The organism is Asaia sp. A2, from assembly GCF_057319415.1.
On sequence record NZ_JBXWTO010000008.1, the window covers coordinates 82,864 to 105,245 of the forward strand.

19 protein-coding genes and 1 riboswitch are annotated in these 22,382 nt (G+C 58.6%); of the genes, 13 read left to right on the top strand and 6 right to left on the bottom strand.

Translation table 11 applies throughout. The annotated features are described in order from the left end of the window. Positions 1–170 precede the first annotated feature (170 nt). The 4 genes from ACWNRM_RS08680 to ACWNRM_RS08695 all read left to right on the top strand — a co-directional run bounded on the left by ACWNRM_RS08680 (position 171) and on the right by ACWNRM_RS08695 (position 5,656). Positions 171–386 carry a hypothetical protein gene (locus ACWNRM_RS08680; RefSeq protein ID WP_485172191.1) on the top strand — a complete coding sequence of 72 codons (216 nt, stop codon included), beginning with the start codon at positions 171–173 and terminating at the stop codon, positions 384–386. Positions 387–466: 80 nt separating this feature from the next. After that, positions 467–1,495 carry a LacI family DNA-binding transcriptional regulator gene (locus tag ACWNRM_RS08685; RefSeq protein WP_485170414.1) on the top strand — a complete coding sequence of 343 codons (1,029 nt, stop codon included), beginning with the start codon at positions 467–469 and terminating at the stop codon, positions 1,493–1,495. Further along, on the top strand, positions 1,492–2,373 hold the full coding sequence (locus ACWNRM_RS08690) for a sugar phosphate isomerase/epimerase family protein (RefSeq protein WP_485170413.1): 882 nt from the start codon (positions 1,492–1,494) through the stop codon (positions 2,371–2,373). The genes ACWNRM_RS08685 and ACWNRM_RS08690 overlap by 4 nt, the downstream gene beginning before the upstream one ends. A gap of 709 nt (positions 2,374–3,082) precedes the next feature. Continuing rightward, positions 3,083–5,656 carry a membrane-bound PQQ-dependent dehydrogenase, glucose/quinate/shikimate family gene (locus tag ACWNRM_RS08695; protein ID WP_485170412.1) on the top strand — a complete coding sequence of 858 codons (2,574 nt, stop codon included), beginning with the start codon at positions 3,083–3,085 and terminating at the stop codon, positions 5,654–5,656. A gap of 145 nt (positions 5,657–5,801) precedes the next feature. Here the strand turns inward: ACWNRM_RS08695 and ACWNRM_RS08700 are convergent, their stop codons facing one another. From ACWNRM_RS08700 to ACWNRM_RS08710, 3 genes are all read right to left on the bottom strand, one after another. Further along, complete coding sequence (locus tag ACWNRM_RS08700; protein WP_485172192.1) at positions 5,802–8,516, bottom strand: glycosyltransferase; 2,715 nt, start codon at positions 8,514–8,516, stop codon at positions 5,802–5,804. A gap of 148 nt (positions 8,517–8,664) precedes the next feature. After that, positions 8,665–10,104 carry a beta strand repeat-containing protein gene (locus ACWNRM_RS08705; protein ID WP_485170410.1) on the bottom strand — a complete coding sequence of 480 codons (1,440 nt, stop codon included), beginning with the start codon at positions 10,102–10,104 and terminating at the stop codon, positions 8,665–8,667. 680 nt (positions 10,105–10,784) lie between these two features. Beyond that, complete coding sequence (locus ACWNRM_RS08710; RefSeq protein WP_485170409.1) at positions 10,785–12,818, bottom strand: NAD(+) synthase; 2,034 nt, start codon at positions 12,816–12,818, stop codon at positions 10,785–10,787. Positions 12,819–13,048: 230 nt separating this feature from the next. Between ACWNRM_RS08710 and ACWNRM_RS08715 the strand changes: the two genes are divergently transcribed. Further along, on the top strand, positions 13,049–13,219 hold the full coding sequence (locus tag ACWNRM_RS08715; protein ID WP_485170478.1) for a DUF1328 domain-containing protein: 171 nt from the start codon (positions 13,049–13,051) through the stop codon (positions 13,217–13,219). A gap of 115 nt (positions 13,220–13,334) precedes the next feature. On the opposite strand, the gene ACWNRM_RS08720 is transcribed toward ACWNRM_RS08715, so the two are convergent. Continuing rightward, positions 13,335–13,868 (bottom strand): hypothetical protein, encoded by a 534-nt coding sequence (locus ACWNRM_RS08720; protein WP_485170408.1) that lies wholly within the window; start codon positions 13,866–13,868, stop codon positions 13,335–13,337. Here ACWNRM_RS08720 and ACWNRM_RS08725 point away from each other — a divergent pair. Then, complete coding sequence (locus tag ACWNRM_RS08725; protein WP_485170407.1) at positions 13,867–14,058, top strand: hypothetical protein; 192 nt, start codon at positions 13,867–13,869, stop codon at positions 14,056–14,058. The two genes, ACWNRM_RS08720 and ACWNRM_RS08725, sit on opposite strands and share 2 nt — an antisense overlap. Positions 14,059–14,156: 98 nt before the next feature. Here ACWNRM_RS08725 and ACWNRM_RS08730 read toward each other — a convergent pair whose 3' ends face one another. Continuing rightward, positions 14,157–14,759 carry a DciA family protein gene (locus tag ACWNRM_RS08730; protein WP_485170406.1) on the bottom strand — a complete coding sequence of 201 codons (603 nt, stop codon included), beginning with the start codon at positions 14,757–14,759 and terminating at the stop codon, positions 14,157–14,159. Positions 14,760–14,768: 9 nt separating this feature from the next. On the opposite strand from ACWNRM_RS08730, the gene ACWNRM_RS08735 reads away from it, so the two are divergent. Together ACWNRM_RS08735 and ACWNRM_RS08740 are read left to right on the top strand one after the other, a co-directional pair. After that, positions 14,769–15,860: an A/G-specific adenine glycosylase gene (locus ACWNRM_RS08735; protein ID WP_485170405.1), complete on the top strand. Its 1,092-nt coding sequence runs from the start codon at positions 14,769–14,771 to the stop codon at positions 15,858–15,860. Between the two features lie 59 nt (positions 15,861–15,919). Beyond that, positions 15,920–16,522: a hypothetical protein gene (locus ACWNRM_RS08740; protein WP_485170404.1), complete on the top strand. Its 603-nt coding sequence runs from the start codon at positions 15,920–15,922 to the stop codon at positions 16,520–16,522. 22 nt (positions 16,523–16,544) lie between these two features. Here ACWNRM_RS08740 and ACWNRM_RS08745 read toward each other — a convergent pair whose 3' ends face one another. Continuing rightward, positions 16,545–17,996, bottom strand: a complete 1,452-nt coding sequence (locus tag ACWNRM_RS08745; RefSeq protein WP_485170403.1) for a cryptochrome/photolyase family protein — start codon at positions 17,994–17,996, stop codon at positions 16,545–16,547. 263 nt (positions 17,997–18,259) lie between these two features. Between ACWNRM_RS08745 and ACWNRM_RS08750 the strand changes: the two genes are divergently transcribed. The 5 genes from ACWNRM_RS08750 to ribH all read left to right on the top strand — a co-directional run bounded on the left by ACWNRM_RS08750 (position 18,260) and on the right by ribH (position 22,350). After that, positions 18,260–18,454, top strand: a complete 195-nt coding sequence (locus tag ACWNRM_RS08750) for an entericidin (RefSeq protein WP_485170402.1) — start codon at positions 18,260–18,262, stop codon at positions 18,452–18,454. Between the two features lie 186 nt (positions 18,455–18,640). After that, positions 18,641–18,791: riboswitch (FMN riboswitch) on the top strand. A 192-nt stretch (positions 18,792–18,983) separates the two neighbouring features. Then, the gene (gene ribD / locus ACWNRM_RS08755) at positions 18,984–19,970 is read left to right on the top strand and encodes a bifunctional diaminohydroxyphosphoribosylaminopyrimidine deaminase/5-amino-6-(5-phosphoribosylamino)uracil reductase RibD (RefSeq protein WP_485170477.1); all 987 of its coding nucleotides are present in this window, start codon (positions 18,984–18,986) and stop codon (positions 19,968–19,970) included. Then, positions 19,970–20,581 (top strand): riboflavin synthase, encoded by a 612-nt coding sequence (locus ACWNRM_RS08760; protein WP_485170401.1) that lies wholly within the window; start codon positions 19,970–19,972, stop codon positions 20,579–20,581. The genes ribD and ACWNRM_RS08760 overlap by 1 nt, the downstream gene beginning before the upstream one ends. Then, positions 20,578–21,867, top strand: coding sequence for a 3,4-dihydroxy-2-butanone-4-phosphate synthase (gene ribB, locus ACWNRM_RS08765; protein ID WP_485170400.1), 1,290 nt, complete (start codon positions 20,578–20,580; stop codon positions 21,865–21,867). The genes ACWNRM_RS08760 and ribB overlap by 4 nt, the downstream gene beginning before the upstream one ends. 9 nt (positions 21,868–21,876) lie before the next feature. Next, entirely contained in the window at positions 21,877–22,350 is a 474-nt protein-coding gene (ribH, locus tag ACWNRM_RS08770) for a 6,7-dimethyl-8-ribityllumazine synthase (protein ID WP_485170399.1), read from the top strand. The last annotated feature ends 32 nt before the right edge of the window (positions 22,351–22,382 follow it).

The following is a 22,382-nucleotide window of genomic DNA, read 5'->3' on the forward strand; positions in this document are numbered from 1 at the left end:
GGTGGTGCTGGAGGCTGACTTCATCCTCTTACCCTTCATTGATGGCAAATCACCCCCTGTTTTCACGATCCTCGTAAACGACGAATCTCAGGCATCCTGCGTCCTGGCGCGCCAGAATAGCGATATTGCGCGGAAGGGTCCGGCAGGCGGAATGATGGTCGTCAGCGACGATGACGATAGCGCTTACCCATGACTGGGCTGGCAACAATACCAGGCTCTTGGGGGTGAGGCCCGAGCCTTGCCCTCGCCCCATGGCGCATCGCAGAGTTGATGACCCTGACCTGATCGAGGGGCAGAAGGCGCATGCGAGGGTTCGCGCTGCGCTGGCGCGCGGACCGCGTGAAAGCATCCCCATCGCCGCCCAGCCTGTCGCTACAACTCCATGATGACGGAAATGTCATTTACGGGATATCCGAAGTACATTTAACTTTCAGGAAAAGTTAAACGTTTAACCGCGGGTATCAGCATGGCCCTCAAGGTTGCCAAGGTATCGATCCGGGATGTTGCAGACGCCGCGCAGGTTTCGGTGGCCACTGTTTCCAACGTAGTACGCAACCGCAAAAACGTTTCCGATACCGTGCGTCAGCGTGTTGAAGCGGCCATCAAGAGCCTCAATTATCTGCCTGACAGGGCAGCCATGCAGCTTCGTGAAGGGCGCACCCGCATCATCGGCGTTCTTGTGCCGAGCCTTGATAATCCGTTTTTCACGGCCATCATCGCCTGCCTCGAGGACTGCGCAATTCGTGATGGTTACGATATCATCGTTGCCAGCGCTGGCGAGGATACCGCACTGGCCTCCTCGCGGCTCCAGGCCCTTTTGGCGTGGCGTCCGGTCGGCATGATCGTTCTGCCCAACGACGATCGTTTTGAGGACTCCTCCCTGCTTGACAGGGCAGGGGTACCTTATGTCGTGATCGATCGTCTGCCGCATGTCTGTCAGGCTGATACTGTTGCCGCGGAAAACGAACACGCTGCCGCCGAAGCCGCGTCCTGTCTTGCCGGGCTGGGCCATCGTCGTATTGCCATTGTGGCTACGACGCTTTCATTGGCCAATATTCGCGAGCGTTGCGCCGGGATCCGGGCATTCTGTGCCCGTGAAGGTCTGCCTGAGCCGCAGGTTCTGGAAGTTGGCCATCATGTTGAAGACGATATCCCGTCTCTAGGCGCTTTGCTGGTGGGGGAAAACGCGCCCACAGCGATTATTGCTTTGACCAATTCCATCACTCTGGGGGCGCTCCGGTGCCTGCACCAGAGCGGATATATCGTGCCCGATGACGTGTCGCTTATCGGTTACGATGACTACGCATGGATGCGTGCCATGCTCCCGCCCATCACGGCCATACGCCAACCGGTGGAAGAGCTTGGGGTGCAGGGCTGGGCACGCCTCATGCAACGTATTGCGGGCGAGAGCACTGCCTATCTGCAGGTCCGGGTGCCCTGCACGCTTGCGGTGCGCGGGTCGACCGCACCTCCCAGAACAGGAAAACGCTCATGAACAAGCTTGGACTTCACGCTTTCGTCTGGACTGCTGGCTGGACGCCAGAAGACGCCGCCATGGCGATCCGTTCGACGGCCGAACTCGGTTATGATCTGATCGAGGCCTCGACCATGGACATCAAGGCATTCGACGTGCCAGCCACACTGCGCGAACTCGAGGCCAATCGTCTTGGCATCACCATGTCCTTTGGTCTGACTGCCGATATGGATATCTCCTCGGGCGATCCCGAGCGTGTCCGGCGCGGCGAGGCGCATCTGCTTGATGCCATCTCTCTCGCGCGCGATGTCGGCGCAACCCATGTCTGCGGTATTCTTTATTCCGCTTTCCAGAAATACGCGACCCCGGTTACGGCAGATGGCGTACGTGGCTCCATCGAGGTGGTGCGTCGCGTCGCCGAAAAGGCGCAGGCCAGTGGCATCACGCTGGGCATGGAAGTGGTCAATCGCTACGAATCCAACGTGCTCAATACGGCCCATCAGGCCATTGCCTATGTGAAACGTGTCGAGATGCCGAACGTAAAGCTGCATCTTGATTGCTATCACATGAATATCGAGGAAGCCGATTCAGCCGAGGCTATCCGTGAAGCAGGCGATCTGTTGGGATACTTCCATACCGGAGATTCCCATCGTGGTTATCTGGGCTCGGGGTCTGTCGATTTCCCCAGCATTTTCCGTGCGCTGGAGAGCATTCAGTATCAGGGACCGATTACCTTCGAGTCCTTCTCCTCTGCGGTGGTCGGTCAGCCGCTCGAAGGGATCCTGGGCATCTGGTGTAATCTCTGGGACGACAGCCGCGATCTGGCTGCCCATGCCAAGGCCTTCACCGACGTGCAGATGAAATCGGCACGCGAGGCGCTCGGCCGCCAGAAGCGCTGAACACCCGGTTATCCTCCTGAACCTCATTTCGTCACGGGTTCATGGGCGTTGCCGCTAGTCTGACCGCTTTTGCTCCCTTTGCCTTCGCGCGTTTCTGCGGCGCACCTGCCGCAGGGGAGCGGAAGAAAAGGGGGCCTGAATACCCGACGAGCCTGTAACCGCCCGTTTTGAGGATCGTTATCGGCTGGCCAGATCACGGGAGAAACCTGTCCGAGATCCTCAGTATTTCCAGAAAGATGAGACTGGTCAGCGATATTTCAAGCCCAATCGCTGGAATGGCAAAGTGCCGTGCCCGCATTGCGGCAGCGTCTCGGTCGCGGCGATTGAAAACATGAAGTCGATGCCGTGTCGCTACCGTTACTGTTTCCAGTATTTCAGCGCACGCACGGCCTCCGGCCGTCTACGCCGTCTCGATCATGTCGAGGCGGTCCAACTCATTTTGGACCGGAGATGAGGCATAAGAGTTTAAATAATAAGTCGCATTCTTCAAAAGCATGTGAAGTATTGCGATATAATAAAATATTGATGAATGAAAAGAGAGATATCCGGCGCACATTACCCACTCTTTGAGTATCAAGCCGCGTGACCTCTTTCGCCGATCAAGGGCAGGTTACTGGCCTGATGGTCTCGTAGCTTCATTGGCTTTCGGCGTGACGGGCCTGAATACCGGGCAGAGCTCACTTCCGGGGGCGTAGTGGGAGGATATCCCGTGCAACGCGTTGTTCCCTCGATATGTATGCTTGTCGGCCTGGTGATCGGGCTGCTCGGCGCAGGTCTGGCTCTGGGTGGAGCCTATCTGGCCTCGCTGGGTGGAAGCTGGGCCTACATTGTCCTTGGTCTGCTTATGGCCAGTGTCGGGTTTCTGGTCGCAAGTCGTCGAACCGCTGCCCTGCCTCTGTCAATCCTGCTGAGTCTCGTGGCTGTCGGGTGGGCCTTCAGCGAAGTAGGGGGGGTGTTCTGGCTGATCCTGCCGCGTGTCGGGGTCTTTCTGGTTCTGCCCATCGTGGTGGGTGTGCTGGCACCTTTCTTCGAGGGCGCGCGTGGTCTTTCTGCAGGGGGAAGGGGTTCTGGGGCCTTGCACGCCGGTGGTGTATCGCGGCGCTGGGGCATGGGCGTTGCCGCGATTTATGCCATTATTTTCTGTGGTGTCATTCTGGGCGTTTTCCAGCCTCATGCAGAGGTGACGGCAGAGGCCTCCCAGCAGCCGAGGGCCGACGAAGCTCTGGGGCAGCAGAATGGTGATGACTGGCCGGCCTGGGGCCGTAATCTAACAGGCGACCGTTTCGCGCCTTACACCCAGATCAATGCACAGAATGTGGGCGACCTGAAGCTGGCCTGGAGCTATCATACCGGCGATCTGGCCATTGATGGGTCGGAATATCAGGTTACCCCCCTCAAGATTGCCGATACGCTCTATCTCTGCACGCCTCTGAACAAGGTGATTGCGCTTGATCCCGTCACAGGCAAGGAGAAATGGCGTTTCGACCCGCACATGCAGGTGACGCGGGGTAACAAGGGCTGGAAGCGTTGCCGTGGCGTGAGCTATGCCGACATGACGACCATGTCGTTGCTGGCACCGGATGCGAAGGCTTTCGGCCCGCAGGATATGACGGAAACCGGAGCGGTTCAGCCTGCCCCTGCAGCCGATGCCGCATCCACCACCATGCCTGCCATCCCCGCCGCGCCGGTCGATCCTGCATCAGTCGGACCTGCGCCAGTTGATGCGGCGGCGCCTTGCGCTCGGCGCATTGTCAGTACGACCAACGATGCGCGTCTTTTCGAGCTTGATGCTGCAACAGGTGCATTGTGTCAGGATTTCGGTGACCACGGCATGGTCAACCTGCTTGAGGGGCTCGGCCCGACAGCGCCTGGCTCCTATTACCTCACTTCGGCACCTCTGGTTGCCGACGGTGTGATCATGGTCGGCGGCAAGATCAATGACAACATGACTGTGGGTGAGCCCTCGGGCGTCATTCGCGGTTATGATGTCCGTACGGGTCGTCTTGTCTGGGCCTGGGATGCCTCTCGTGGCAATCGCGACAGCCGCCCACTGGCTTCTGGCCAGATCTATGCGACTGAGACACCGAATTTCTGGGGAACGGCTTCTTATGATCCGAAGCTCAGACTCGCATTTATTCCGATGGGTAACCAGACGCCGGATTTCTGGACCGGTAATCGTCATGATTATTCAGATGAATATACTGACGCAATTCTTGCGCTTGATATCCGTACCGGGCAGGAGCACTGGCATTTTCGCACGGCCAACAACGATATGTTCGACTATGATGTAACGTCCCAGCCGATTCTTTATGATATGCCTGATGGAAATGGCGAGACGACACCCGTTGTGGTTGCCATGACCAAACGCAGCCAGATCTTTGTGCTCGACCGCCGTACTGGCAGGCCTGTCGTTCCCGTGACCAATCGCAAGGTCCCCACGGATGGCATGCCCGGCCAACGCATCAGCCCGGTGCAACCCTATTCTGCGCTTTCCATTGGTGTTGATCCGCTGAAGGAGAGCGATATGTGGGGCGGCACGATCTTCGATCAGCTCTATTGTCGGATTGCCTTCAGGAAAATGCGCTGGGAGGGGGAATTCACGCCACTGAGTGACAAGCAGAAAACCCTGATCTGGCCCGGTTACTATGGTGGCTCGAACTGGGGCGGCGGTGCGCTGGACCCGCAAACAGGTGTGCTGATCGTCAATGATATCCGCATGGCCATGTGGGGGCAGTTCATCAAGCGCGAAGAGGCCGCCCATGCCGGTCTCGTCCCGTCGACTGAGGGTGAATATTCCGAGCAGCTTGGCACACCCTGGGGGGTAGAACGTTCCATGTTCGTCTCACCGCTCGGCGCGCCGTGTTTCAAGCCGCCCTATGGCTCATTGACGGCCATTGACCTCAGAACCCGCAAGACGCTCTGGCAAGTGCCGGTTGGCAGCATTCAGGATGCGGCTATCCATGGCGTGTTCGGTCAGAAGGGAATTATCCCGCATCTCTATGTGCCGATCGGCATGCCGACAATGGGAGGCCCGATGCTGACGCAGGGCAATCTTGCCTTCTTCCATGGTTCGCTTGACAATTATCTGCGGGCCTTCGATCTGCGGAGCGGCAAGGAAGTCTGGCGTCAGCGCCTTCCTGTCGGAGGACAGGGGACGCCGATGAGCTATGTCCAGAACGGCAAGCAATATGTTCTGGTTGTGGCGGGCGGTGCAACGCGCACCGGAACCAATGCCAACAAGGGTGACTATGTCCTGTCCTACGCACTGCCTTCCATACACTGAGGCGCAGACGTACTCACCCTGCGACCAGGTCGCAGGGTGAGGCAGGTACAACGGCAGGATCTCTGATACACGGTGAGGGCAGGCATTCCCTCTGCCAGCTCTGGCAGAGGGGCGCTTCAATCGGTAAGCAAGCGGGTATGTCCGCTCAGTGCGAGTGCCTCAGCAGGCTGTGATAAAGGGATGTGAGCTCCGCTGCCTGGTCCTCATAGCTGGGCAGGCTAGCCTTGTTGGGGTTCACATAGTGATCAAATCGCTCCTTGTCATCAAGAACGGCCTCGATGGCAGCGCGCAGTGGGGCGGGATCGTTGATGATGGGGATGAGCGAACCATTCACGCCATCGACGATCTCTTCGGCCTGTCCGCCGGGAGCGGTGGAAATGACCCATACGTCGCGTGACAGGGCTTCGCGCACTGTGAGCCCGTAGCTTTCACGCCACTGGGACGGGAAGAGCAGCACATCAACCTGATCGTAGAAATCATCCAAACCGGCCTGATTATAGGCGGGAACGGTTCTGACGGTCCCTTTTACCAGCCACTCGGACGTGTCGATCGAGGAGAAGCCGAGATTGAGCGTGTTGTCGACCAGAACGAGTTCCCAATCGTCGCGGGCGAGAGTCTCGAAGGCCTTCCGGATAAGGTTGAATCCCTTGACGAACCCGATGCCCCCCACAAACCCGAAGCGGAGTTTTGAGCCAGGTTGGCGTTGTGCCTTCGGTCGTGACGGCCATGTGAACCCGTTGCGATTGATCATGATCCGTTCGGCTGGCACGCCATTGCGCACATAGAGATTCTTGTGCTCTTCCGACGGGCTCAGAATAGCTGCGGCGCCCTTGAGCGCCTGACGCATGAGCTTGCGACGTTCATTGAGATAGAGGGCGCGTGTCGATTCACCGGGCGCCAACGGGATATCGCTGTTTTCAAGGTGATACTGGCCATCATCACGGGTAATGAACAGATCATCGGATAGCCACCAGCAGTCATGAAGGCTGATGACGTAGGGTATGCCGCGTTTCTGACAGGCACGCGCCATACCGGTACCCAGCTCCTGGATGGCGTGAAAATGGACCAGCTCGACATCCCAGGCATCAATCCAGCGCTCGATCTGCCGTGCCATATTGGCATTATCCGACGATCCATGGCGTCCTGCCACAACGGAAAAAACATCCGTGTCGAGAATACGATAGCGCAGGGCACCGTCGGGCAGGTCTTGAAAGACAGGGCGCGTTGTCATGACACTGTTTTCAAATCCAGCCTCGGCCAGCAGACCGAGTAATGCCTCCACCACGATTGTTGCCCCCCCGAATGAACGAGGTGCCATGAACACATTGGCCTGAAGGATACGAGGCGCTGTATGCTTGAAGGCTGGTGGGCGGCCGAAAACCTCGGACGCCTGTCGGGTCAGGATCTGTTGCGGCGCATAAAGTGCCAGAGCCGTTTCTCTGGCTCTTTCTCCTATTTGCTCACGCAGGCTGGGGTCACGAGCGAGCGAAAGAAGGGCATCGCGCCATTCCTCAGCCGTATGCGCGAGGAAGCCATTCTCACCCGTTTTGATGACGCGGCTGTAAGTGTCGGTGGGCGAACAGATGGAAGGCAGGGACAGTATGGCAGCTTCGAGGAACTTGATATTGCTTTTACAGTCATTGAAGATCGTCTCTTCGAGGGGTGCTATGGCAATATCCGCCTGTGAAAGAGCTTCAAGATAAGCCGGATAGGACAGCTCGTTTATCCGTGTCACACGGGCACCAAACTGCGCAAAGCTGTCAGAGATCCTGAGTGGGCCAACAAGGAGGAGGTCCAGACGGGGCTCGGCCTGCATGGCGGTGATCAGCCCGGCTTCAGCGTTTTTGAAATCCACGTCATGCGCACGGCTGCCTGAGCCATAGCACACGACAATTCGCTGGTCGGTGCGCGCCATCCTGCCGGCGACGAGACGATCCGCAATATCAAGTGTCTGATTGTCCAGAGCATTTTCAAGGATCAGAACGTCTTCGATGCCGATCTTGCGCATTTCTCCTGCCAGCGCTTCGGTTGACGCCAGGCCTCGGCCACAGGCACGCAGGGCATGAAGATAGCGATCAGCAAGTTCGTAGAGTTCCTGCTGTTCGCTATGGTCCAACGTTTCGAGATTGCCATTGAGGCGATAGAGAAGCTTGTTGAAAAGGAGGTCATCGATCTCCCATCGCGGCTCGAGGCCGAGACGTTTCGCTTCATTGATAAGTGTCAGGACCGAGGCGTCACCAGGCACGCGATAAAAAAGCACCCTGGTTGCAACCTGAAGGGCCGACAACGCTTCACCACTGTCTCGCCATTCCACAATTTGTACAGACCAGCCGAGCTTTCTCAGGAGCTCTGCTTTCTGCGTGACGCGATATTTGGTGCATTGCTGTAACCCGAGATCGGCAATCAGCAGATAATGAGGGCGCAGAAACGTATCAGCCCGACGCGCGGGGCTACGCAGGATCTGTTCCTGGCGTTCGGTAGGAACGAAGAGTGGGTCGCCTGCATGCTCGCTATGACGCTGCAGGCGTCGCTTGACGCGACCACCGTCGATGAATCGGGTGATGGCTCGGAATGGCCCCTCGGCCCGATACGAATCAAGCCACTGCTCCCAGGCCTGTCTCAACGGGATCCCGCGCGGAAGCTGTCCAAGGCTGAGCGCGCGCGCCCAGCGTAGAGGTTCCGTAACGCGCCACGAGAGGGAGCGACGCATCAATCTGAGCTGCTGATTGGCCAGACGCAATTCGGCTTGAAGTGAATCGGCCCGTATTGTCGCCATGTAGACAGAAGCACGTGTCACTTCATCGGCAATTACGGCGGAATCAGAATCAGATGGCGTCTTATTATCAGGAAATTCGTTCAAGACAGGCTCATTCATAGACGAGGTCGAAAGTGACCCGGGATAAGGGCCTCATGAGTCTATAAACGAATTTGACTGACTGGAAAAACAAAGGCCCGGTCTTCCCGACCGGGCCTTTGCCAAGCTTGCGTCACAATACTGGAAGTTGTGATCAGCTGATGACGATGTTCGACGCCTTCAGGTCCGTTACGCCAAGGAACGTGACCTTCATGTTGTTGTCGAGTTGCAGCGTGGTATTGCCCCCTGCCACGGTGGCCGTAGCAAGCAGGTTTTTCACAGCCTGGTCCGCATCAGCCGGCTTGTAGTTGTACATAAAGAACATGTTGCCAGCAGCGCTGCCGAAGTCGGTGATGGTGATGTCACCACCGTTATGGCCAGCCAGCACGCCGAAGGTGTTGGCTGCACCGTCACCACCGGTCACGGTCGCGAAGCTGTCACCATTGGAGTTCTCGAACTGCGTGCCGAACACGAAGTGATCGGAACCAGATGTACCGATGACCGTGTTGTTGCCTGCACCCGTCCAGGCCTCAAGCGTACCCTTGGAAGAAGACGCATCGATGTATTGGCTGCCAGTGGTGCTGGGCTGGTTCGCGGTGAAGAGCGCCAGGCCGCTGGTGTTGACATTGGCGTGCAAATCGTTTGCGCCCCAGATCGTGCCGAGGCCAGCGTTGATCGAGGTGTTACCCGTGCCGGAGATGAACTGCAGCGCACCCGAGACGCTGATCGTCTGATCACTGCCGTGATAGACCTGCAGATCGCCGGCAGCCGAAATGGTGTCACCGATCGCGCCAGCGATGGTGCCGGTCGAACCCGTGAAGTCGACGGTCGACCCTGTGCCGCCAAAGACCGTGCTGTTGATACCAACCGTGATCTGGCTGCCGGACAGGGCGGAGTCAATGACGAGGGAATTGGATTTCAGCGAGACGATCGAATTGCCACCAAGTAGCGTGACGGTATCGGATGCATTCTCGACGCCGGTGATCGTATCCTGACCTTCCGAAGCCACAAAATTGGCACCTGAACCCAGCATGATGACATTCTGGCCATCACCGGCACGAATGTTGTTAACGCCATCTGCCGCAATGATCGTGTCGTTGCCGTCGCCAGTCGCGATCGTCCAGTTGCCCTTGTGACCCGAACCGTCGAACAGATTGTTGCCCATGGTGGCAACAAAAGTGCCGTCATAGTTGCCGGCGTAGAAGCTGACCTGAGACGTGTTGCCTGCCAGAATTGAGAGATTGCTGGCTGTGACCCCTGTGCCATCCACAGTCACTGGGGCGGAGAGGGGGGGGACTGGGGCGATTGGGGCGTTGAAGTCGACCGCGTTGCCCAGTGCACCGATAACGAGGTTGGTGTAGTTGCCCTGAACCGAAAAAGCACCACCGGTTGTGATAGCACCCTGAATGACGCTGGCATTCGATGAGGGGGCTACGTTCGATCCGTTCACAAGATCGACAGAAGTCAGACTGCCCTGTTCGGAAGCCTTGAAGATCTGCGCCGCATAGCTCGAGGCAAGTGTCTGCATCCGGGCACCTTCAACGGTAACCTGGATAGACATTCCTGACGAACCGACAACCGTTACGACCGCCATGCGATCCTCTCCTTATTATTCTTCGTAGGCTCAAAGACGTATGTGTTACGCACTGCCCGTCCCTTTTGGCCGTGGCTGGCGGCATCACTTGTGCTGTTTGGCGAGACTTGGATTGAACACCAATTTCTTTGTGGATACCTTAAGATTTCCTTTACGTCAATAAATCGACTGTATTGGAAACAAAAAGATATTTTTTATATGAAAATCTAGTTTGAAAGGTTCTCATAATAAAAAAATTATTCGATTTGGAAACATCAGGGTAGATCGCGGAATATTGATATCAGTGGTTTCTGATAAACTATAGCGTTGGTCGCATATGCACAAACCAATTTTTTGCGACAAATACGACAAAAATATAATTTGTTACTACAAATTACTATTACAAAGAATGTATTATGCGTGATCTTGTAAAGTAACAATGAAAAAATTGGTTATGCCAACCAGTATGTTTTTTATACAAAAACAATATTTGAAAAGGAGACGTGAATCATTTTCCTGAGAGGGAAAACGCGATAACATATTGATTGGTCTGAATAAACTTATAGTGGTTGGGAAAAGGGCAGGCAGGTTCTGTAATCGAATATTCTTATTCGGACAAAAAAGTTATTATTGTTTTGCGGACAATTATCCTCATGTGGCGAAAGCTCGGGCGGAGGAACGGGGGGCAGGCTGCCCCCTCCTCAGATTTCGGCAGACTCGATTTCGGCTAGCCAGACAGCGGCCGTACTGTCGGATGGGGCGCGCCATTCTCCGCGGGGCGACAGACTGCCTCCTGACGATAGTTTGGGGCCATTGGGCATGGCAGAGCGCTTGAACTGGCTGAAACCGAAAAAACGTTTGATGAAGAGTATCAGCCATTGCCGTATTTCGCTGGGGTTGTAGGCGGTGTGGCGGTCAGCAGGGTAATGGGCGGGCCAGATACCGCGTTCCTTGTCTTCCCAGGCTTGCATCGCGAGGAAAAGGATCTTGCTGGGTCTGAAACCGTAGCGAAGCGTGTAGAAAAGATTGAAATCCTGCAGCGGGTAGGGGCCGATTTTCTCTTCTGTCTTCTGTACGCCTTTGTCGTCTGCTGGAACGAGTTCAGGTGTTATTTCGGCTGAAACGATACTTTCCAGCACAGGGGCTATGCCGGGCCCCAGACTTTGCTGCTGGGCAAGCCAGCGTATCAGGTGCTGGATCAATGTCTTGGGCATGCCTGCATTGACGTTGTAATGCGACATCTGATCGCCCACGCCATAAGTGCACCAGCCCAAGGCGAGTTCTGACAGATCACCTGTGCCAATCACGATGCCATTGCACTGATTCGCCAGTCTGAACAGGAAGTCCGTACGCAGGCCTGCCTGCACGTTCTCGAACGTGACATCATGTATGGCCTCGCCCGTGGCAAAGGGATGGTCGATGGTTTCGAGCATCTGCATGGCGGTCGGACGGATATCGAGCTCATGGGCTTCGACCCCAAGGGCTTTCATCAGATCATGCGCCAGAGACAGGCTTGCGCTACCCGTCGCGAAACCCGGCATGGTGTAGGCGTGGATGCGATTGCGGTTCCACCCCATTTCGTCAGCGGCGCGTGCGGCGACCAGCAGGGCAAGCGTTGAGTCCAGACCGCCCGAGACACCAATCACGGCGCGTTCGACACCGCTTGTCTCTAGCCGTTGGGTCAGGGCGCGCACTTGTATGGTCCAGGCTTCGTAACAGTCCTGATCGAGCCTCGCTTCATTTTCGGGAACGAACGGAAAGCGCGGCACCGCGCGATGAAATCCCAGATCGTGCTGCGGCGGGGCGAGCGTGACAGGAATGCGCCGCCAGTTTCCCGGCGTCTGTGCGCGGGCGCAGTCATGAAAGCTGCCCATACGCATGCGTTCCTGGCGTAACAGGTCCAGATCTATGTCGGCAAAAGTAACCTGCGCGGTTTTTGGGAAACGATCGGATTCGCCAAGAAGGCGGCCCGCTTCATAAATGGAAACCTGTCCGTCCCACGCGACATCCGTTGTGGATTCACCGGCGCCAGCTGCGGCATAGACATAGGCGCAGAGGGCGCGCTGCGATTGGGCGCGACACAGCAGATGACGATCCTCGGATTTGCCGATTGTGATCGTGCTGGCGGAAGGATTGCCGATTACTGTGGCGCCTGCCATGGCCATGGCAGTGCTTGGCGGGCTGGGTACCCAGAGATCCTCGCAGATCTCCACACCGAGCGTGAAACCGGGCAGGTCATCGGCTTCAAAGAGCAGATCCGTCCCGAAGGGGATATGCTGGTCACCCAGCCTGATCGTTTCCTGCGCAATGCCGGCACCCGGGCTGAAATGCCTGGAGTCGTAAAATTCGCGATAATTGGGCAGGTAGGTCTTGGGCACGACGCCGAGAATGACGCCACGATGCAGTACGACTGCACAATTGTAGAGCTGGCCGCGCTGCACCAGCGGGGCTCCCACCACGATCAGGCTGTTCCACGCTTCCGAGTTTACGGCAAGCGATAAAAGGGCCCGGATCACGCCTTCGAGGAGGGCATCCTGTTGTCTCAGATCGTCAATGGCATAACCGGAGAGGCCCATTTCGGGGAAAACAGCAAGAACGGCGCCTTCATCTGCACATTGAGCAGCCAGTGCAGCAATCTGCCCCATGTTATACTGTGGATCAGCAAGGCGCACAGGAACGGTACAGGCTGCAACACGGGCAAAACCGTGCCGGTAAAGCGATCGGAACGGGCTCATGGCATTGTCTCCTGTCATTTCGTCGGCCTGGTCGGACAGCCTGCCTTCCTCGCACATCGACAAGGTGCCTGAAACCCGGTGCGCCGGGGCAGATCTCGGATCAGAAACGTCTTTCCCGATTAAAATACAAGGGTATGTTTCTTCCGGGATGAACCTGCGCGGCGTTCGTCCGTTCACGATCCATCATGGATCATGACGATTATGTTATGTTCCTTTGCGGAGTTGTCGTCATGGATCTGTTGCGCTGGACCATCGTCTTTCTGATTCTTGCCCTGCTCGCAGGCGTTCTCGGTTTTGGTGGTATCTCGGCTGATTTTGCATCGATCGGCAAGATTCTGTTCTTCATTTTTCTTGTGCTCTTCGTTCTGAGCTTCATTTTCGGAAGAGGGCGTACGCGCTGAGGCGGACTTTCACAGAAGAAGCAGCGTCCTGCGTTCTGCCGGGATGCTGAGCAGTTAAAAAAGGGGCGGGGATCATTCCCCGCCCCTTTTCTATGTCGCGTCCTGGCCTGAGGGTTCAATATCCGCCGGAATAAGGATCTCCCGGATAGGCATAGCCCTGTTGCGGATCGCAGTTGGCGTAGCCGCCACAGGCATAGGTGTAAGGGGCTGCAACATAAGGCTGCGCGTAAGTAGGGCTGCGCGACGGCAGCGCCAATGACGGCACCAGTGGCAAGGCCAATACCGAGACCGCCCCATCCGCCGCCCCAGCCCCAGCCACCCCAGCCCCATCCGCCGCCCCATCCGGGCATGCCCCAGCCATAACCCGCCCAGCCTGGTCCGCCCCAGCCCCATCCGGGACCACGCCAACCGCCGCCCCATCCACCGCGACCATACCAGCCTCTGCCCGGCCCGCCCCAACCGGGTCCACCCCAGCCTGGACCACCTCGACCCGGGCCGCCCCAGCCCGGGCGACCATAGCCGACACGACCATAGCCGCCACCGGGACCGCCGTGAAAACCGCCGCCGCCCCAGCTGCCGCCGGGACGGCCGCCAAAGCCTCCGCCCGGGCCGCCACCATGAAAGCCCCCGCCACCGGGGCCGCCGCCATGAAAACCGCCTCCGCCGCGCTGGGCCTGAGCGGGGAGGGCGGCAAGCAGCGGCGCAACGAACAGGGCAACCCCAAAGATAGACGTTCTGCGCATGGTCTGGGTCTTTCCTTCCGACGAGAGCACTGGAGAAGCGGCTTTGTTTCCCCTGATATCGTCATGCGTAGGGGCGGAAAAAAGTCGAAAGCGTAACAGCAGGATATCGTTTCGTGACAAATCATACGTACCGAGATGCGTCACTGCCCCAAGTGGATCACTCTGAGCGTCGGATGATCGCGCGTTGCTTATCCTTAGCGCCTGGGGCGGCGCAGGATATGGCCACCCAGACGTGACAGAACGTCCTGCAACTCACCCTCCTTCATGCCTGCAATTGCGATGGGGCGAGGCGCCGGACGTGCTGCCGGTGTGACGGGTCTCACAACCCCCGGGTCTTGCAGTATTCTGATTTTCCTGACGAGTTGGGTGCCGTCATCAAAGCGAAGATCGCGCCCCGTTCGCAAAGGGCCACAATGATTGTTGATCCGCTCGATCAATTGCGGCGCAAGATGCTGGAGCTCCAGTGCAACAGGGCCGGTACAGGCAATGGTGAGTGTGCCTGCACTGACCTTGCGCGGCTCAGTCTGGGTTGCGAGGGCCGGGCCGACGATCTCGGCCCAGTCGAGGATCAGCCGGACCGCCGGAGCAGGCTTGCGATTGAAGGCGGGCCGCGTGACCTGTGGCAGAATTGCCCCCAGGGCACGCCCCGTCATGGTGCGCCTCTCGCGTTCTGTCGTCGGGTTGGCAGGTGAAGGGGCGGTGGCGCCGGACGGTCTGCTGGTTCCGGGTTGTGCCCTGATGGGTCGAACGGGGCCGGTTGGACTCTGCCCCTTGCCCATTGTGGAATCACGCTTCATATCGCCCTTGTGACTCCTTCTGCTTCAGCCCTTCTGGACTGGTATGCGCGCCACAGGCGTGTCCTGCCGTGGCGTGCTCTCCCGGGAGAGACTGCGGATCCCTATGCCGTCTGGCTGAGCGAGATCATGTTGCAGCAAACCACTGTTGTGACGGTTATGCCGTATTTCGAGCGGTTTCTGAAGCATTATCCCACAGTTGAAGATCTGGCGCGTGCTCCTTTGCAGGAGGTACTCGCGGCCTGGGCGGGTCTTGGTTATTACAGCCGGGCGCGTAATCTGCACGCCTGCGCGCAGCAGGTGGCCGCAATTGGTGCATTCCCGCGTTCGGTGGAGGCGCTTCAGGCACTCCCCGGCATCGGGGCCTATACGGCGCGTGCCATTGCTTCCATTGCATTTGCCGTGCCGGTTGTCCCGGTCGATGGCAACGTCGAGCGTATTACGGCCAGGCTGCACGCTGTGGCCGAGCCGATGCCCGGGGCCAGGAAGCATCTTGACCGCCTCGCGACGTTGCTCAATCTCGATCCTGCGGCCCGTGGGGCGCCCAGTGATTTCACGCAGGCCTTGTTTGATCTCGGGGCAGGAATATGTACGCCCCGCCGCCCTTCCTGTCTCGTGTGCCCCTGGCGAGAGTCCTGCAAGGCCCATGCCTCGGGTGATCCTGCCCGCTTCCCGGTCCGTGGGCCTCGCAAGGTCAGGCCCGAGCGCTTCGGCATGGTCTTCCGGCTCATCGACCGTGAGGGCGCAATCTGGCTACGTCATCGCCCGGAGGCAGGATTGCTGGGTGGCATGGCGGAACTGCCGGGCACAGCCTGGCAGGATGACCCTATTCAGATCGAGACAGCACTGCAGGCCGCTCCGGTTGCCTTGCGGACGGCAGAGCGCGCCGGGCTGGAAAGCACGGCCGATGATCTGACATGGAAAGTCGATGGACAGATCAGGCATGTTTTCACACATTTCGGGCTCAATCTGACGGTTATCACGGTGCAGATGCGCGATTTTGGGTCGCTTCACAATCAGGAAGGCTTTGCATGCCCGCCTGAGGCCTTGGGGCAGCAGGCCTTGCCGAGTGTCATGCAGAAGTGTCTGGCTCTGCCAGTGTGAGACTTGCCCGGGGCTTGTATAAGAACGCGACGACCGATTGACGAAAGGGACGCCTGTCCATGCTTTATGCCTCTGCCCGATTCTGGCTTCTCGATTTCTTCGGGCATGTGGTCGATCATGATCCCCTGCGCGACTGTCTCTATTCTGTTGTGCCCCCACCAGGGCGTTATCCTGGCCTGTTTTTCTTTGCCGATACCGTGGCGCAGCCACAGTTTACGGTCACCTTACGCAAGGTGGTCTCATTACCCATGCCCATTCCTCAACTTCTGGCAACACGCTTGCCTGGCGGCGTGGTTACATTGCAGCGGCTTGACGGAACGGGACGTTATCTGCGCAGCGAGGAAAATGCCGGCATCGATTTTCATGCAACGGAGGCGAAGGACTGGGAGCACTTCTTCATCCTCAGCGAGCCCATGATGCACGCTTATGCTATTCTCAGCCAGAACGATGTCAGCACAGTTACCGGCCCCAATGGTGAAACCCTGCCAGCGATGACTTTTGCGCAGGGCCATGTTGGTGTGATCGGCCCTTATCGTTTCTCGCTTGCGGCAAACCTGCCGGCGCTTGAGGACCTGGCGGCACTTGAGCCAGGGTCATCAACTGAACTGGCGTTGCGGCTTGCAGAGGGCGAAACGCGTGTCCTTGCGGTGTCTCGCCTCTGAGGCGTGGCCTGCGTTACACGCCTCAGCCGCTTCGTGTCTTGCGGTAGGCGCTCATCGCCCTGTCACGCCCTTCATCAAGCGTCACGACGGGCTTTGGATAGTCACGCCCCAGTCTGATGCCTGCGCGTTCGAGGGTCTCGCTGTCTGCCTGCCAGGGGGCCGCAATGACGTCATCGGGCAGCTTGGCCAGCTCAGGCACCCAACGCCGGATGTAATCACCCTTGGGGTCGAATTTGTCAGACTGGCGGAGGGGATTGAAAATCCGGAAGAAGGGCGAGGCTTCGATGCCTGTCCCCGCGACCCACTGCCAGTTTACGGCATTGGAAGCAGGGTCGGCATCAATCAATGTATCCCAGAACCAGGCTTCCCCCTGTCGCCAGTCAATCAGCAGGTGCTTGGCCAGAAAAGAGGCGACGATCATGCGCGCCCGGTTATGCATCCAGCCGGTCTCCCAAAGCTGGCGCATCCCGGCATCCACGACCGGGATGCCCGTCTTTCCCTTCTGCCAGACCTGCAGATCCTTGCGGCTCTTGCGCCAGTTCAGGGAATCGAACTGCTTCTTGAGGTTGTGCTGAGGCAATTGCGGATTGTGAAACAGCGTGTACCACGAGAAATCGCGCCACCCGAGCTCGGAAAGGAAGGTCTCGCGATCGGCTGGCTCGCCCTTGTTCTTGCAGTGATGCCAGATCTGTCGTGGTGAGAGCACGCCATGACGCAGATAGGGCGAAAGCCGCGAACTCTCCTCGGCGGCCATGTCGTTACGGCCGGTATTGTAATGGGCAAGAGGGCCGGATGCGAAATCGTCCAGAGCCTCATGCGCAGCCTCTTCGCCGTGATCCCAGTATTCCCCCATTTTTGAACCCCAGTCCGGCTTGGTGGGGAGCAGGGCCTTGTCGATATCACAGGGGGCAAATTTCGGCTTTTTGCCATGCATAAAGGAGAGAGGAAGGAAAGAGAGGCCAGAAGGCGCAGCTATGGGCGAGGGGGGTGCCCCTAATCCCTTGAATCCTTTCCACCAGGCTGAGAAGATCTTGTAGGGCGTGCCGGTCTTTGTAACGATGGATTCCGGCTGACGCAGCACCGTACCGTGCAGGCGCTTCATGTCACACCCGACCTTTTCAAGTGCTTGAGAGACAGCGTCGTCCTGCGCGTTTGCCTCTTTCTGATAGCGATGATGGCAGTAGAGAACGTCGGTCTTCGTCTCTTTTGCCAGAGCGGGCAGGAGTTCGGCGGGATCACCCTCAAGGATCAGGCAATCTCCTCCGTGTTTCTTCAGCGTCTGGCGTAAACTGCCAAGAGCGCCGTGGAGAAACCACAGGCTGGCTCCGCCCTGTGCCCGGGTCGTGCCCGAACGATCAAGCACATAGACACAAAGAAGCTTACCGCCTCGCTCGCTGGCAGCGTTCAAAGCCGGATGATCCTGAAGCCGCAGATCGTCGCGAAACCATACTATAGAGGGAGGCGTGTCGGTCATTACGGTTCTGCCTGTGTTCTTGTGCCGGCGCGCATGCCAGAAAAACGGTACCCGGCTTTTGCACGAAAAGGTGAACAAGGTGAGCGCATCACGTTACGCAAGGTTCATCACCAAACTGTTTCTGGCGGTTTTCCGCGACTGAGGCGAGACCGCGTCGCGCAAGGTCAGGGCATAGTCATGATGATGCCAATTTGTAACGAAGCGAACCCATATGATGGTTACACGTTGTTAAGGCCCGAACCTATCAACAAGGGAATTGTTCCATGACTAAGGCTTCCTTCCTCCGCACCGGTGCTCTTGCTGTCATGCTGGCGCTGCCTGCCTTTGGCCTTGCTGCATGCAACACGGTTGACGGTGCTGGCCGCGACGTCAGCTCCATCGGTCATGACGTGAGCCGTGGCGCAGGCGCAACCCAGGGCGCCATTCATAATTCGGTGCCGCAGGCTGCAACGCACTGAGCTATCTGAACCGCATATGGTTCAAGCATGAAGGGCGGGGATTTCTCCGCCCTTTTTTGCGCTTGATCACCTTGCCAGGGTGACGGCAGGGATCTGTGTCAGGACGTCTGGCTGGCTTAGCCCCTTGCAAAACGCGTCCAAGGGGGCACATAGTGACCGTCCGGTCATGTCGGCCGGTATAGAATTCGACGTTCTCAGGGCGGGGTGAAACTCCCCACCGGCGGTAGGTGCCTCTGGCACGAGCCCGCGAGCGCCTCAGGCCCTTCAGGCCCGGGGGTCAGCAGATCCGGTCCAAATCCGGAGCCGACGGTCATAGTCCGGATGAAAGAGAACAGGACTTGCCTCTGTCATGGTGCAGCCCGTCGGGGATGTTCCTGGCCGAGATACAGAGTGTTCACGCCCGGAGACCGTCCTTGATGGATGGGACCGTATCATCGTGTCGGGAGTTTTCGCCCCCGGTTCTGCCTTCGCACAAAAGGGCCATAGTCTGGCCCAGCGTGAGGCGGTTCGTTCGGGATTTGAGGCCGCGCTGAACGAAGCGGCGCGTTATCTTGGCGCCACCTCTCCCAATCCTGCTGTTGGCTGTTGTCTGCTCGACCACGAGGGCAACATACTCGTCACTGACGCTCATCACCGTACCGGCACCCGCCATGCCGAGGCGCTTGCCCTACACCGGGCGCGCGAGACCGGTGTGATCGACCGCGTTGCGACAGCCCTCGTTACTCTTGAGCCCTGCAATCATGTCGGGCGCACGCCCCCCTGCAGCGAAGCACTGCGCGACAGTCCTGTGCAGGATGTCTGGGTGGGCATGCGCGATCCGAACCCGGTAGCCGGGGGGGGCATTGCGCGCCTGCGGCAGATGCCTGAGGGGCGGAATGTCTTTCTGCTCGAGGATTTTCCGGCCTTCGCCGATGTGCATGATGGCTGCGCGGCGCTTCTGGCGCCTTTTGCCACACGTATCGTGCGCCAGCGCCCGTGGATCACGGTCAAGCAGGCACGGGACAATACGGGTTCGATGATTCCACCTGCCGGGCGCAAGACTTTTACCAGCCAGGCCTCGCTTGAGATTGCCCATCGCCTGCGCCGCGCCAGTGATGCGATCATCACGGGTATCGGCACGATCCTGTCTGACAGCCCACGTTTCGATGTGCGCCATGTTCCCGATCATGAGGACCGGGCGCCGCGTCTGGTCGTGGTGTGTGACAGGCAGAATCGCCTGCCAGATTCCTGGCGGGAGAAAATGATCGGTAGCGGTTTTCGCGTGCTTGTCTCGCGTGACCTGGGCGAGATCCCTTCGCTTCTGGCCGATCATGGCGTGAACTGGGCGATGGTCGAAGCCGGGCCGGGGCTGCTTGGCGAGATCAGGCGGCTTGGCCTTTGGGATGACTGGCTGGACATCCAGACCACCCCGGACGGTCCTGACCGGCACCGTGTCTATTCCCACGGCCCCACCCCCTTGCGTTTCATACTTGATGAAGGGGCATGCCCCCTTCCTGCTGACGAGGCTGCATTCTGATGTTCTCAGGCATTATCGAACATATCGGCCGTATCAAGGCTGTCGAACCCCGTGACCAGGCAATCCTGCTTCAGGTCGAGACGGGACTTTCAGATATGGATCTGGGCGAGAGCATTGCCGTCAATGGTGTCTGTCTGACTGTCGCCTCCTATGACTCCTCAGGGCTGGCAGATTTCTTTGTCAGTGCTGAAACGCTGTCGCGCACCGCTTTGGGCAGACTGGCTGCCGGAGCGCGGGTCAATCTGGAGCGGGCTAGCACACCCTCGACACGTCTGTCGGGACATATCGTTCAGGGGCATGTCGACGGGCTTGCCCATCTGGTGGGGATCCGCTCGGTCGGGGAGTCGCATCATATCACGTTCCGTCTGCCCGCTGCCTTGCGTGGCTATGTGGTCGAGAAAGGATCGATCGCGCTCGATGGCGTCAGCCTGACGGTCAATGAGGTGAGCGACGTGCAGGATGACAGTTTCACCATCGCCCTTATGATCATTCCGCACACATGGGACCATACCGGGCTTTCCGAGATCCGCGAGGGCGACCCGGCCAATGTCGAGGTCGATGTGCTGGCCAAATATGTCGAGAGCCTGCTGAGATACGGGGTACGGTCATGAACACGGTTCTCTCACCCGGTCTGGCCTATGCCATCACCGCCCTGCGTGAAGGGCGCATGGTGATGATGGTGGATGACGAAGCTCGCGAGAATGAGGGCGATCTGGTGATTGCCGCCCAGTTTGCAACGCCGGATGCCGTCAACTTCATGGCAACCCACGCGCGCGGGCTGATCTGCCTGCCGCTGGAGCCGGAGCAGATTGATCGTCTTGAACTGCCCATGATGCCCCGGCGCGGCCATGATCCACGCGGAACGGCTTTCACCGTCTCGATCGAGGCCACGACCGGGATCACGACAGGGATTTCGGCGGCCGATCGTGCACGAACCATTCAGGTTGCGGGCCACCCCGATGCACAGCCCGAAGATATCAGCACCCCTGGCCATATCTTTCCCTTGCGGGCGCATCCCGAAGGTACGGTGGCGCGTGACGGGCATACGGAAGGCGCTGTGGATCTGGCTCGGCTGGCAGGCCTGTTTCCTGCGGCGGTGATCTGCGAGGTCATGAGCGATGACGGCACGATGGCACGCCTGCCGGAACTGCGCGCATTCGCGGCACGTCACGATATTCCCGTTATCAGCATTGAGGAAATTGCTGCCTGGTGTCGTGTGCATGGCCGCGAGGCGCTGGGGGATGTCATTCTGCCCGCACCCGTTCCGCCTGCGGTCGAGCGTATTGCCGAGGCAGCGCTTCCCAGCGTCTATGGCGGCCATGACCTGCGTATCCAGGCGTTCCGTGCCCCTGATGGCATCGAGCATGTGGCGCTGATCAAGGGTGACCCCGCTAACGGCACTCCCCTGGTGCGTCTGCACTCCGAATGTGTGACAGGTGATGCTCTGGGTTCACTGCGCTGCGATTGCGGCCCGCAATTGCGCGAGGCACTTGAGCGTATCGCCGCAGCCCCTTCTGGCGTGCTGGTTTATCTGCGCGGGCATGAGGGCAGGGGGATCGGACTTGGCAACAAGATACGGGCCTATGCCTTGCAGGATGCCGGCAAGGACACGCTTGAAGCCAATCTGGAGCTGGGTCTGCCGGGCGATGCGCGTGACTGGGTTACCGGCGCGGCCATTCTGCAGTCGCTCGGTATCGACACGCTCAGGCTGCTCACCAATAATCCCAGCAAGGTCTCGGGACTGGAGGCGGCAGGGCTGAAGGTCATCAGTCAGGAACGCCTCGAAGCCGGGTCCAATCCGTTCAACCGGGCGTATCTTCACGCCAAGCGTACCCGGATGGGGCATCAGCTCAGCGATGTCTGGCCCGAACTCGTTGATTCAGTGATTCAGAAGTAAGGATCTCCCATGAGCAAATCCATCCCCGTCGCTCCCGACCTCGCACTCGTTCCCACGCCCAAGCTCGCACTGCTGGTGAGCCGCTTCAACACGGATGTTACGCATGGCCTGCGTGATGGCGCGCTGGAATGGCTTGCCGAACACAATATTCGCGATGTCGATGTGTTCGATGCACCGGGAGCTTTCGAGCTGCCGCTTATGGCGCAGGCTCTGGCCAAGACAGGAACATATGAGGGGATCATCTGCCTTGGCTGCGTGATCAAGGGTGACACGGCCCATTTCGAGTTCATCAGCCTCGGGGCCACCATCGGCATCATGCAGGCCCAGCTTTCCACTGAGACGCCCATCTCCTTCGGTGTGCTGACCACCTACACGGATGAGCAGGCTCAGGCCCGCTCGCGCAAGGATGTGCACAACAAGGGCCGCGAGGCTTCAGCCGCCTGTGTCGAAACCCTGGCTTTTCTGCGCAATACCCGCAGCTGAGGCGTTTGTTACAACGCTGTGACGCGCATGGT

Bases quoted from the DNA above. Each gene is read 5' to 3' on its own strand.
- ACWNRM_RS08710 (WP_485170409.1), bottom strand. From the start codon at position 12,818: ATGAGCCCGTTCCGATCGCTTTACCGGCACGGTTTTGCCCGTGTTGCA.
- ACWNRM_RS08730 (WP_485170406.1), bottom strand. From the start codon at position 14,759: ATGAAGCGTGATTCCACAATGGGCAAGGGGCAGAGTCCAACCGGCCCC.
- ACWNRM_RS08705 (WP_485170410.1), bottom strand. From the start codon at position 10,104: ATGGCGGTCGTAACGGTTGTCGGTTCGTCAGGAATGTCTATCCAGGTT.
- ACWNRM_RS08690 (WP_485170413.1), top strand. From the start codon at position 1,492: ATGAACAAGCTTGGACTTCACGCTTTCGTCTGGACTGCTGGCTGGACG.
- ACWNRM_RS08685 (WP_485170414.1), top strand. From the start codon at position 467: ATGGCCCTCAAGGTTGCCAAGGTATCGATCCGGGATGTTGCAGACGCC.
- ACWNRM_RS08715 (WP_485170478.1), top strand. From the start codon at position 13,049: ATGGATCTGTTGCGCTGGACCATCGTCTTTCTGATTCTTGCCCTGCTC.
- ACWNRM_RS08760 (WP_485170401.1), top strand. From the start codon at position 19,970: ATGTTCTCAGGCATTATCGAACATATCGGCCGTATCAAGGCTGTCGAA.
- ACWNRM_RS08745 (WP_485170403.1), bottom strand. From the start codon at position 17,996: ATGACCGACACGCCTCCCTCTATAGTATGGTTTCGCGACGATCTGCGG.
- ribH (WP_485170399.1), top strand. From the start codon at position 21,877: ATGAGCAAATCCATCCCCGTCGCTCCCGACCTCGCACTCGTTCCCACG.
- ACWNRM_RS08720 (WP_485170408.1), bottom strand. From the start codon at position 13,868: ATGGCGGCGGCCCCGGTGGCGGGGGCTTTCATGGTGGCGGCCCGGGCG.
- ribB (WP_485170400.1), top strand. From the start codon at position 20,578: ATGAACACGGTTCTCTCACCCGGTCTGGCCTATGCCATCACCGCCCTG.
- ACWNRM_RS08725 (WP_485170407.1), top strand. From the start codon at position 13,867: ATGAAAACCGCCTCCGCCGCGCTGGGCCTGAGCGGGGAGGGCGGCAAG.
- ACWNRM_RS08680 (WP_485172191.1), top strand. From the start codon at position 171: ATGACGATAGCGCTTACCCATGACTGGGCTGGCAACAATACCAGGCTC.
- ACWNRM_RS08750 (WP_485170402.1), top strand. From the start codon at position 18,260: ATGACTAAGGCTTCCTTCCTCCGCACCGGTGCTCTTGCTGTCATGCTG.
- ACWNRM_RS08740 (WP_485170404.1), top strand. From the start codon at position 15,920: ATGCTTTATGCCTCTGCCCGATTCTGGCTTCTCGATTTCTTCGGGCAT.